Origin of the sequence: Aestuariivivens sp. NBU2969 (assembly GCF_019931125.1) — a bacterium.
GTDB lineage: Bacteria > Bacteroidota > Bacteroidia > Flavobacteriales > Flavobacteriaceae > Aestuariivivens > Aestuariivivens marinum.
Map to the genome: position 1 here is coordinate 120,544 of NZ_JAIOUU010000007.1, position 12,055 is coordinate 132,598.

A 12,055-nucleotide genomic window follows, 5' to 3' on the forward strand; every position below is an offset into this window, starting at 1 on the left:
ACAAATAATATGAGAATTGCAATTTTAGGATTAATATGCCTGGTAAATTTTTCCTGTACAAATAAGTATAAAGATGTAGTAAATACGGAACAGGATTATCAAATTATACCTAAGCCTGCTTCATTGGAAGTAGCTAACGGAAAATTTTTAGTAGATGTAAATACTAAAATATCTGCTGATAACGCACTACAAAACGAATCCAATTATCTTGCAGAGATGTTAAGTCTTGCTTCTGGAGTTGATGTTAGTACTGGTGAAACTGGAACCATTCAGTTAAAAATTGATGACACTATTGAAAGCGAAGAAGGTTATTCACTTTCAGTAAGTTACAATCAAATCATTGTTTCAGGAAAAACTGCTAAAGGTGTATTTTATGGCATACAAACTTTGAGACAATTAATACCTGCTGCAACTGAATCCGTAAAATCAGATGAATTAACCATTCCAGCAGTTACCATTAAGGATCGTCCACGTTATCAATACAGGGGTATGCATTTAGATGTCGCACGTCATTTCTTTCCAGTAGACTTTATTAAAAAATATATCGATTTAATTGCCTTGCATAAAATGAACACATTTCATTGGCATTTAACAGAAGACCAAGGATGGCGCATTGAAATAAAAAAATATCCGAAGCTAACCGAAATAGGAGGTTATAGAAACGGTACAATTGTGGGACACCACCCCGGTACCGAAAATGACCAAAAACGATATGGCGGATTCTACACACAAGAAGAAATTAAGGATATTGTAGCCTATGCAGCCCAACGTCATGTTACCGTTATTCCAGAAATCGAATTACCGGGTCATAGTAGTGCCGCCATTGCAGCCTATCCTAGCTTAAGCTGTTTTCCCGAAGAACCAACGATTGTTACCAATAATATGATGTCTGAAAAAGGAAAACAAATTATAGCTGAAGGCACTCCAAAAATTGTTCAAGAGACTTGGGGTGTTTTTGATGATGTGTACTGTGCCGGAAAAGATGAAACCTTTGCTTTCCTTCAAGACGTTCTGGATGAAGTCATCCCATTATTCCCTTCCGAATATATACACATTGGAGGCGATGAATGCCCAAAGGCAAACTGGAAAAGATGCGCTAATTGTCAAAAAAGAATTAAAGATGAAGGCTTGCACGATGAGCACGAATTACAAAGTTATTTCATTACACGAATTGAAAAATACCTAAATTCAAAAGGCAAAAATATTATTGGTTGGGACGAAATTTTAGAAGGTGGCTTAGCTCCGAATGCCACAGTAATGTCATGGCGAGGTACCAAAGGGGGGATTGAGGCAGCAAAACAAAAACACGATGTTATTATGACACCGGGACATTCATGCTATTTTGATCATTACCAAGTTCATGATAAGGAAGAAAAAGAAAAAGAACCCTTGGCTATAGGTGGAAATACAACCGTAGCCGATGTGTATGCTTATGAACCTACTCCTGAAGAACTTTCTGAAGAAGATAGTAAATATATTTTAGGAGCTCAAGGCAATGTTTGGACAGAATATATGGAAACTACTGATTATGTTGAATATATGATTTTACCAAGAATGACAGCCCTATCGGAAGTAGTTTGGTCTCCAGAGAATTCTAGAAATTGGGAAGATTTTGAATCCAGATTACAACATTTTTCAAACAGATATGATGCTATGGGCCTCAATTATGCTAAACACAGTATAAAAGAAAAATAATCTAATTTAAGTTATAGTTTAGGCAATAAAAGTATTGGTTGTAATACTTTTATTGCCTTTTTTTATAAACTTTGGTTTAATCTTTTAAATTATGTACTTTAGTATTGGTGTTTAAACCATTATAACTAATAATGAAACTACATTTATTAAATAGAAGTAGCTTAGGTAATAATTCACTGCTAATTGGGAAAAAATCCTTTACTCATTTCTTAAAAGTTTGGCACTATCACCCAGAATTAGAATTAGTTATTATTTTAGAAAGTAATGGCACTCGATTTATAGGTGATAATATCGAACCCTTTAGCAAAGGCGACATTATTTTAATTGGCAAAAACTTACCTCACATGTGGCTGAATGATAAAGAGTATTTCGAGAAAGATTCCATGTTAAAAGCCAAGGCCATTTCTATCCATTTCAACGAACACTTTGCCGGAGAAGGCTTTTTTAATATGCCTGAAATGAAGTCTATAAAAGAATTAATAAATAGAGCTAAATACGGTATCAAGTTTTCAGGAGAATTAAAGTCAGTTTCCAAATGGATTAAAAGCATTAATAACCTAGGCGGTTTTGATAAAACTATAAAATTTTTTAAAATTCTGCATTTTTTATCTGAACATAAAGATTACAGGCTACTATCCAGTAGTGGATTTATCAACTCATTTGAAATATCAGGAAAAAAGAATTTAGAAAATGTCTATGAATATATTATTAAAAATTTTAGAGAAAACATAACCCTTAATGACGTTGCAGAAGTTGCTTGCATGAATCCTTCAGCATTTAGTAGATTTTTTAAACGTGTTAACAGAAAAACATTTAGTGAATATTTAAATGAGGTACGTGTTGGATACTCATGTAAACTATTAATGGAGGCCAAAAGTAATATTTCTGAAATATGCTTCGAGTCTGGATTTAATAACATTTCCAATTTCAACAGGCAATTTAAGAAAACAATGAAATATTCTCCAACTGAGTATATTAAGATGCACTCAAAAAGCGAAATGTAATTTATAGCAAAAAAAGCTCTTCTTTTTACATAAATTCTAACTTTAAAACGCTTTTTTAAATCCAAAAAGGCAAAAAAAGTATAAATAACTGTAGAAAAAAAGTAAGATATTTTATTGGTTTGGTTGTACTATTGTACTAAGTATTTTTTAATCAAAATAAATGAGCAACCATCAAAAAGTTCTTAAAATACATGATAAAGACAATGTCCTTGTTGCTTTAACCGACTTGGAAAAAGGATCAGAGATTATATTTGAAAATCATAATTACATAATTCAAAACCACATTGCCGCCAAACACAAATTTGTCACCAACACAATAGAAAAAGGTGGAAACGTATATATGTATGGTGTATTGGTTGGAAAAGCTAAAAAGAAAATCGTTAAAGGCGATTTAATTAGCACCTCTAATCTAGCACATGCCACTGAAGAATATCAAGTTAATAATAATAAAACCCCCATTAAATGGCAGGCTCCAGATATATCTAAGTTTGTAAACAAAACATTTAATGGCTATCATAGAATTGACGGCAAAGTAGGTACCGAAAATAATTGGCTTATTATTCCATTGGTGTTTTGTCAAAATAGAAATGTAAATGTTTTAAAAGATGCATTGGTTGAAAAACTTGGTTTTGGCAAAAAACAACATTTAAGATTAGATGTAGATTCATTAATTGCTGATTATAAATCGGGAGCATCTAACGAAGTTCTCTTAAATAAAGACATTTTAAAAGAAAGTGAAGAAAGCTATAAAAGTGATTTGTTTCCTAATGTTGATGGTATTAAATTTTTAACCCATGATGGGGGCTGTGGAGGTTCTACTTCTGATGCTGTGGCATTGTGCCACTTACTAGCAGGATATATCAATAATCCTAATGTTGCAGGTGCCACCATTTTAAGTTTAGGCTGCCAACATGCCCAAGTTAATATTATACAACAGGCATTGCAAAAAATGGCTCCTAACCTACAAAAGCCAATTTATATTTTAGAACAACAAAACAGTAGGTCCGAAAAAGATCTTTTGGCGGAAGCGATTAAAAAAACTTTTGTAGGTTTAATTGATGCTAATAAAATAGAAAGAAAACCAGCTAATTTAAGTAAATTAGCCATTGGATTGGAATGTGGTGGATCTGATGGTTTTTCAGGAATTTCTGCCAACCCAACTTTGGGATATGTATCAGATTTAATTGTGGCACTCGGAGGCACTAGTGTACTATCAGAATTCCCAGAGTTAAACGGTGTTGAACAAGAATTGATTAACAGGTGCACAAATCCTGATAAGGCTGAAAAATTTTCTCAAATAATGTCTGTTTACAATGAAAAGGCAACTGCATTAGGGGCTCCTTTTTCAATGAACCCTTCACCTGGAAATATTAAGGATGGGTTAATTACAGATGCCATAAAATCAGCTGGGGCAGCAAAAAAAGGTGGTAGTTCACCTGTAGAGGACGTATTGGATTACACCGAACAAATTGTTAAACCTGGTTTAAATTTATTGTGTACTCCTGGAAACGATGTGGAATCCACTACAGGTTTGGCCGGTTCTGGTTGTAATATCATTTTGTTCACAACAGGTCTAGGGACTCCAACTGGAAACCCTATAACACCTGTTATAAAAGTTTCATCAAATACGACCTTATTTAATAAAATGAATGATATTATAGACTTTAATACTGGTGAAATTATAGAGGGTAATTCTTCAATTAAAGAAAAGGGAGAAGCTTTATTAGACTTTATTATTGAAGTAGCCAGTGGAAAACAACAAACCAAAGCAAGAAAATTAAATCAAGATGATTTTATTCCTTGGAAAAGAGGAATGTCATTATAAAAAAAATACAGATGTCAAAGTTTAGTTTAGAAGGGAAATCAGCAATCATAACTGGTGGTGCCAGTGGTATTGGTGAAGCTATTTCAAATACTTTTGCTGAGCAAGGTGCCCATGTTCATATTTTAGAATTTAATCCCGAAAGTGGTAAGCAAGCAGCTAATAGCATTAAGGATAAAGGGGGTAAGGCCTCCTTTTATCAATGTGACGTATCCAATTACCAACAAGTTATGGATACCGTGAAAAAAATCTCAGAAAACAACGAAATAAATATCTTAATAAATAATGCGGGCATCGCTCATGTTGGTAATGTTGAAAACACCAAGGTTGAGGATTTGGATCGTGTTTACAATGTAAACGTAAAAGGGGTTTACAACTGTATACATGCAGTTGTACCTATTATGAAAAAACAAGGTGGTGGTGTCATTATAAATATGGCCTCTATAGCTTCTTCAGTTGGTCTTTCAGATCGCTTTGCCTATTCTATGTCTAAAGGAGCGGCACTAACCATGACTTATTCTGTTGCTAAAGATTATTTAAATGAGGGCATCCGATGCAACTGTATTTCACCTGCAAGGGTACACACACCTTTTGTTGATGGTTTTATTAAAAAAAATTACCCCGGTAAGGAAGCTGAAATGTTCGAGGCGCTCTCCAAAACACAGCCGATAGGTCGAATGGGGAAACCAGAAGAAATTGCAAATTTAGCGCTATATTTATGTTCAGATGAGGCCTCTTTCATTACTGGAAGCGATTTTCCTATTGATGGTGGGTTTATAAAATTAAACGGATAAAAATGTAAAACATTTAAAACGAGTTAGAACATAACTACTTTTAAGTAAAACAAATAATAAATACAAGTAAAAAACAACACATGAAATTAATACGATTTGGAGCAGTAGATAATGAGAAACCAGGAGTTCAATTAGAAGATGGCACTAGATTAGACGTATCGGGTTTTGGACAAGATTATGATGAATTCTTTTTTGGTGGTGATGGTATAGAAAAACTGGAATTATGGTTAAAAGAAACCCAAGGTAATTGTCCTAAAATAGAAAAAGATGTAAGATTAGGGGCTCCACTAGTACGTCCTTCTAAAATTGTTTGCGTGGGTTTAAACTATGCCAAACATGCCGAAGAATCTGGTATGGCCATACCTAAAGAACCTGTATTGTTTTTTAAGGCTACATCTGCCTTGTGTGGCCCAAACGACGATGTAATTATTCCTAAAAATAGTGAAAAAACAGACTGGGAAGTAGAATTAGCAATAGTTATTGGTAAGAAAGCTTCATATATAGAAAAAGAAGATGCCTATAAACACATCGCTGGTTATGTGCTGCACAACGATATTTCAGAGCGTGCTTTTCAAATAGAAAAAGAAGGCCAGTGGTGTAAAGGAAAGGGTTGTGACACCTTCGCTCCTGTTGGGCCTTTTATTGCTACTAAAGATGAAATCCCAAACCCTAACAACCTTAATCTTTGGTTAAAAGTTAATGGAAGGGAGTTACAAAATTCATCGACTTCCGATTTCATTTTTAATGTTGAAGAGGTGGTATCCTATATTTCACAATTTATGACCTTACTCCCCGGAGATATTATCTCAACTGGAACACCCTTTGGAGTAGGACTTGGGCTTAATCCACCAACCTATTTAAAACCAGGAGATGTTATGGAATTGGGTATTGAAAGTTTGGGAGTATCAAGGCAAGTAGCTAAAGCTTATACAAAATAAAACATTCTTTAAATAACCACAAATCATAGGAAATGAAAACAACCATTAATATAACTTTAATAACTACACTTCTTTTTAGCGTGGCTATTTCCTGTAAAAATCAAACTGACAAAAAAAAGGAAACCGAAGAAGTTGTTAAAGTAGATTACTTAAACGAAACCAAAGCCGATTTTGATAATAGAATGGCTTGGTGGCGTGATGCCCGCTTTGGTATGTTTATTCACTGGGGTCCCTATGCTGTCCCTGCTGGTATTTATAATGGCGAAGAAATTGAAGGTATTGGGGAGTGGATCATGTATAACGCTAAAGTTCCAATCGAGGAGTACGAAACTTACGCTAAAGCTTTTGATCCTCAAAAATTTGATGCCGATCAATGGGCAAAACTTATGAAGTATGCTGGTATGAAGTATGTGGTTATTACATCGAAACACCATGATGGCTTTGCGCTTTGGGATAGTAAAGTGTCTCAATATAATATTGCCGATTTTTCACCCTACGGAAAAGATATCTTAAAACAACTTTCTAATGCCTGTAAAAAATACGGCATCAAATTTGGCACCTATCACTCCATTATGGATTGGCACCATCCTAAGGCACAAGCTGACACCTATACCAAAAATCGTGAGGTAAACGATGAGGACAAGGAAGAATTTAAAGGCTATTTAGAAGATTATCTAAAACCACAATTAAGAGAACTAATTACGGAGTATGACACCGATATCATGTGGTTTGATGGGGAATGGGTTGAAGAGTTTACCCATGATCAAGGTAAAGCCCTCTACCAATATGTACGTGAATTAAAACCTAGTATTCTTATTAATAACAGGGTCGATAAAGGCCGTCAGGGCATGCAAGGCATGAACAAGGATGATGCCGACTATGCAGGGGATTTTGGCACGCCAGAACAAGAAATCCTGGAAGGCACAGTATCTTCTGACTGGGAGTCGTGCATGACCATGAACGATACTTGGGGATTCAAGTCGAAGGATGATAACTGGAAATCTTCAACGGTATTAATTCACAATTTAATTGATATTGTAGCCAAAGGCGGCAATTATCTTTTAAATGTTGGCCCAACAGCCGAAGGCCTTATCCCAGAACCCAGTGTTGAACGACTCACTGAAATGGGAAATTGGTTAGCTATAAATGGTGAGGCTATCTACAGTACCGATCGTTTAGAACAGAATTTTAAACAAGGGGAAGACATAAGGTTTACGAAGAAAAAGGGCTCTAAAACTATTTACGCCATAACCTTAATAAAGCCTGAATCTGTATTAACCTTAAACCATATCAAACCAGAACAAAATTCAATAATAAAAATATTAGGTATAGATAATAATCTTAAATGGGAATTTAGCAAAGAGACTGGTTTAAAGATTCATGTTCCTCAGGATTTATTATCTACCTGGAATGAAAAAACCTTTGCTTGGTCATTTAAGATAACAGGTAAAGAAATTTAAAAATAAATGGATTTAAAATTAAAAGATAAAGTCATTATTGTAACTGGTGGTTCCAAAGGTATTGGTTTGGGAATTGTCCAAACCTTAGTAAAAGAACAAGCTATCCCATTTATAGTTAGCAGAAATGAAGCCAGTGTACTGGAGATTGTCAACAACTATAAAAAAGAAGGTGTCGAACTCCACTATGCTATAGCCGAACTCACAGACAACGAACAATGCAAAGCTGCAGTAGATGCTGTTATTAATACCTACGGTCGCATAGATGGCTTGGTAAATAATGCAGGTGTAAATGATGGCGTTGGTTTGGAGCATGGCAATTATGAAGATTTTATAAAATCTTTAAAGCGTAATTTGGTACACTATTATTTAATGGCGCATTATGCCTTACCTGAATTAAAGAAAAGTAAAGGAGCCATTGTAAATATTGGCTCTAAAACATCTGTTACCGGTCAAGGAGGTACCTCAGCCTATGCCGCATCAAATGGGGGAAGAAATGCCTTAACTAGAGAATGGGCCTTAGAACTCTTACCATACAGTATAAGAGTAAATGCCGTTATAGTTGCTGAATGCTATACCCCTTTATACGATAGTTGGATTAAAACATTTGATGATCCTAAGGCACAATTAGAAAAAATAACAAGTAAAATCCCTTTAGAAAACAGGATGACAACAGCTGAAGAAATTGCAGATACTGTAGCTTTTTTACTTTCAGAAAAATCTAGTCACACTACAGGACAGCTTATTTTTGTAGATGGAGGTTACACACATTTAGACAGGGCACTTTAAGCTAATAATCCTAAAACTTGAAATCTAAAACATGAAACGATATTGTTTGGCCCTAGACCTTAAAAACGATCCGAAGTTAATTTCAGAATACAAAACATATCACAAAAATGTTTGGCCAGAAATTACCAAGAGTATTAAGGATTCAGGAATTGAAGATGCTGAAATTTATTGTGTAGGCAATCGTTTATTTATGATTCTTGAGGTTAATGATACGTTTTCCTTTGACAAGAAGGGACAAATGGATACGAATAATCCAAAAGTACAGGAATGGGAAACCCTAATGTGGAATTACCAACAAGCATTACCTATTGCCAAAAAAGGAGAAAAGTGGTTACTTATGGAAAAGATTTATGAATTAGACAAATAGAAACACATGAAGGTAGGATTGTTTATCCCATGTTATATTAATCAACTATACCCACAAGTGGGCATTGCAACACTTGAGCTTCTAGAAAAATTAAAAGTGGAGGTTGTTTATCCTCCTGGACAAACCTGCTGCGGACAGCCCATGGCAAATTCAGGATATGAAAATGAATCTGAAGGTGCATGCAAAAACTTTGTTGAAAATTTTAAGGATTTCGATTATATCGTAACGCCCTCTGGCAGTTGTGCCTATCATGTTAAAAAACATTATAACATCATTGAACAAACACCTAGCGTAAAAAATGTAAGAAACAATATTTATGAGCTTTGTGATTTTATCGTAAACATATTAAAAATAAAAGATGTAGGGGCTACTTTCCCCTTTAAGGTAGGTGTACACAAAAGCTGTCATGGCTTACGTGGCTTACGTTTAGGCTCTTGTTCTGAAATTGTTGGCGACAGCTATTCCTATATTGAAAATTTACTCCAGAATGTAAATGGAACACAAATTATGCCTCTGTCCCGTGCTGATGAATGCTGTGGTTTTGGTGGAACCTTTGCCGTAACAGAAGAGGCCGTTTCCGTGAAAATGGGTAAAGACAAAATTAAAGACCATCTTGATAATGGTGTTGAGGTAATAACTGCTACAGACACCTCTTGCTTGATGCATTTAGAAGGTTTAGTTAATAGGAACAACCAGCCTTTAAAGGTTATGCATATTGCAGAAATATTAAATAGTCAAATAACCGAAACTTTATAAAAGATACGACCATGAGCCATCCAAAACTAGCAAGTATCTTTAATAAAGATGAACAAAAAGTAAATTGGCATGATAAAGCCTTATGGTTTGTGCGTCACAAAAGAGACCTGTCGGTTCATCAAGTAAAGGGTTGGGAAGCCTTACGGGAACTAGGTCATAATATAAAAGCCCATACTCTCTCCAATCTAGATGATTATTTAGTTGAATTTGAGACCAATGCCCTTAAAAATGGTGTACAAGTACATTGGGCGGCCAATGCCAAAGAACATAACACCATAGTACATCAAATTCTTGAGGAGCATGGAGCCAAAAAAGTTGTCAAAAGCAAATCCATGCTCACAGAGGAATGTCATCTCAATCCATACTTAGAAGATCGTGGTATTGAAGTTATAGATACCGATTTGGGCGAACGTATTGTTCAATTAGCAAAGGAACCACCTAGCCATATAGTACTGCCTGCCATTCATAAAAACAGACATGAAGTAGACAAATTATTTCAAGAGCATTTACATACCAAACCCTGTGATGGCGACCCTCAATACCTCACCCAAGAAGCGAGAAAACATCTTAGGGAAAAATTTATTAATGCCGATGCCGCTATTACCGGTGTTAACTTTGCCATTGCTGAAACAGGTGGCTTTGTAGTATGTACCAACGAAGGCAATGCCGATATGGGTACCCATTTAGCACCCATCCATATTGCCTGCATGGGCTTTGAAAAACTAATCCCCAAGCAAGAACACCTTGGGGTCTTTTTACGTTTGTTAGCAAGATCGGCCACAGGTCAGCCCATAACAACATACTCCTCGCATTTTAAAAGACCCATGAATGGTAACAAAATGCACATTGTTATTGTGGATAATGGTCGAGCAGAGCAGTTGGGTAGACCCGATTTTAGAAAATCATTACATTGTATTCGATGTGGTGCCTGTATGAATACCTGCCCCATTTACAGACGTAGTGGCGGACACAGTTACGATGCCACCATTCCAGGACCTATAGGTTCTATTCTATCCCCTGGAAAAGATTTAACCAAGCATAGTAGTTTACCCTTTGCTTCTACGCTATGTGGCTCTTGTTCTGATGTATGCCCTGTAAAAATAGATATCCATAGTCAGTTGTATAAATGGCGGCAAATAATTACCAAGGAAACCAAACAGCCTTTTGTAAAAAAGAAATCCATGGTATTCATGGGTAAACTCTTTTCTAAACCAAAACAATTTGAACGAATTGGTAAAATTGGACGCTGGGCACTTAGGAGCTTACCTCAATCCATGATTAATGCAAAACCTAACGTATGGGGAAAATCTAGAGATTTACCAAAGGGACCTAAGCAGAGTTTTGATGAATGGTACAGAAACAGAATGAAAAAAAGCCAATAAATCATGGGAAGCAGAACCGATATACTTAATAAAATAAAAGCTAATAAACCAGATGAACTTGCTTTACCTACTATTGATCCTTATATCTTTAATGAAGATTTGGATTTGGTTAAAGAGTTTACAAAAAAGGTTGAAGTGGTTGGTGGTAATGTTTACCCTATGACCTCACTGGACGAGGTAACCTTAAAAATTAATACCCTACTACCAAACACCCGTTCAAATTTTTCCACATTAGATAACTCTACTGGGTTTAATACCATCTCTATGGATGCTATTAAAAGACCTCACGAGCTAGAAGATTTGGATGTTTTAGTGCTACAGAGTGGTTTGGCAGTTTCGGAAAATGGTGCTATTTGGGTTGAAGACTCCTTACTGCCCATGCGTATTTTACCTTTTATAACCAAACATTTGGTTTTTGTAATAGATGAACGTTCTATAGTTCCATATATGCATCAGGCCTATGAAAAGCTTAACGATTTTAATTTTGGTGTTTTCATTTCCGGACCTTCAAAAACAGCAGACATCGAACAGTCTCTAGTTATCGGTGCCCACGGAGCCTTGAGTTTATCTGTATTTCTTTTAAAGTAAGCTTTTCAGTATTAAACATGATCTAAAAAGCCCATTAAACTTTCTTTTCTGTCTAGACTTTTTTTAAAACACCATGCTTTTAAATAAAAAAGCTCCTTGTTACCAAGAAGCTCTTCGGTGCGGGCGGGGAGACTCGAACTCCCACACCTCGCGGCACTAGATCCTAAGTTAAGCGTATTTTTGACCAAAGAAAGACAAATCACATCATTTTCAATTAGTTACATTTTTATTGATTTGATTTAAAACCAATAAAAACCTACAAAAATCAATAAATGTTGTACCTATGTTGTACCTAAAACAATTAGATTTTTAGTATTTTTACAACACATTCTTCATTGAATTGTTGGACCTGATTTGGCTTTCTTAAAAACCTGGACTTCCTATATTAGACTGGACACAAAGATGAGAGAATATGCTTGCTAGTTATTAACTTAGCAAATATGAGAAGTAAACCCAAACATTA

At 35.4% G+C, this 12,055-nt stretch carries 11 protein-coding genes; all 11 read left to right on the forward strand.

Annotation, left to right across the window (positions count from 1 at the left end; translation table 11 throughout):
• The first annotated feature begins 9 nt into the window (after window positions 1-9).
• The 11 genes from K7G79_RS07505 (at window position 10) to K7G79_RS07555 (ending at window position 11,592) form a co-directional block, all read left to right on the forward strand.
• Window positions 10-1,695 carry a beta-N-acetylhexosaminidase gene (locus K7G79_RS07505; protein WP_223550672.1) on the forward strand — a complete coding sequence of 562 codons (1,686 nt, stop codon included), beginning with the start codon at window positions 10-12 and terminating at the stop codon, window positions 1,693-1,695.
• A 131-nt stretch (window positions 1,696-1,826) separates the two neighbouring features.
• Window positions 1,827-2,699 carry an AraC family transcriptional regulator gene (locus tag K7G79_RS07510; protein WP_223550674.1) on the forward strand — a complete coding sequence of 291 codons (873 nt, stop codon included), beginning with the start codon at window positions 1,827-1,829 and terminating at the stop codon, window positions 2,697-2,699.
• A 160-nt stretch (window positions 2,700-2,859) separates the two neighbouring features.
• On the forward strand, window positions 2,860-4,524 hold the full coding sequence (locus tag K7G79_RS07515) for a UxaA family hydrolase (RefSeq protein WP_223550676.1): 1,665 nt from the start codon (window positions 2,860-2,862) through the stop codon (window positions 4,522-4,524).
• Window positions 4,525-4,535: 11 nt separating this feature from the next.
• Window positions 4,536-5,315, forward strand: a complete 780-nt coding sequence (locus K7G79_RS07520) for an SDR family NAD(P)-dependent oxidoreductase (protein WP_223550677.1) — start codon at window positions 4,536-4,538, stop codon at window positions 5,313-5,315.
• An 80-nt stretch (window positions 5,316-5,395) separates the two neighbouring features.
• Window positions 5,396-6,253: a fumarylacetoacetate hydrolase family protein gene (locus K7G79_RS07525; RefSeq protein WP_223550679.1), complete on the forward strand. Its 858-nt coding sequence runs from the start codon at window positions 5,396-5,398 to the stop codon at window positions 6,251-6,253.
• A 32-nt stretch (window positions 6,254-6,285) separates the two neighbouring features.
• Window positions 6,286-7,713 (forward strand): alpha-L-fucosidase, encoded by a 1,428-nt coding sequence (locus tag K7G79_RS07530; protein WP_223550681.1) that lies wholly within the window; start codon window positions 6,286-6,288, stop codon window positions 7,711-7,713.
• A gap of 6 nt (window positions 7,714-7,719) precedes the next feature.
• Window positions 7,720-8,499, forward strand: a complete 780-nt coding sequence (locus K7G79_RS07535; protein ID WP_223550683.1) for an SDR family oxidoreductase — start codon at window positions 7,720-7,722, stop codon at window positions 8,497-8,499.
• A 31-nt stretch (window positions 8,500-8,530) separates the two neighbouring features.
• Window positions 8,531-8,866: an L-rhamnose mutarotase gene (locus K7G79_RS07540; RefSeq protein ID WP_223550684.1), complete on the forward strand. Its 336-nt coding sequence runs from the start codon at window positions 8,531-8,533 to the stop codon at window positions 8,864-8,866.
• Between the two features lie 6 nt (window positions 8,867-8,872).
• Window positions 8,873-9,622 carry a (Fe-S)-binding protein gene (locus K7G79_RS07545; RefSeq protein WP_223550686.1) on the forward strand — a complete coding sequence of 250 codons (750 nt, stop codon included), beginning with the start codon at window positions 8,873-8,875 and terminating at the stop codon, window positions 9,620-9,622.
• An 11-nt stretch (window positions 9,623-9,633) separates the two neighbouring features.
• Window positions 9,634-11,004: a lactate utilization protein B gene (locus K7G79_RS07550; protein WP_223550688.1), complete on the forward strand. Its 1,371-nt coding sequence runs from the start codon at window positions 9,634-9,636 to the stop codon at window positions 11,002-11,004.
• Between the two features lie 3 nt (window positions 11,005-11,007).
• Entirely contained in the window at window positions 11,008-11,592 is a 585-nt protein-coding gene (locus tag K7G79_RS07555) for an LUD domain-containing protein (RefSeq protein WP_223550690.1), read from the forward strand.
• Window positions 11,593-12,055: the final 463 nt, after the last annotated feature.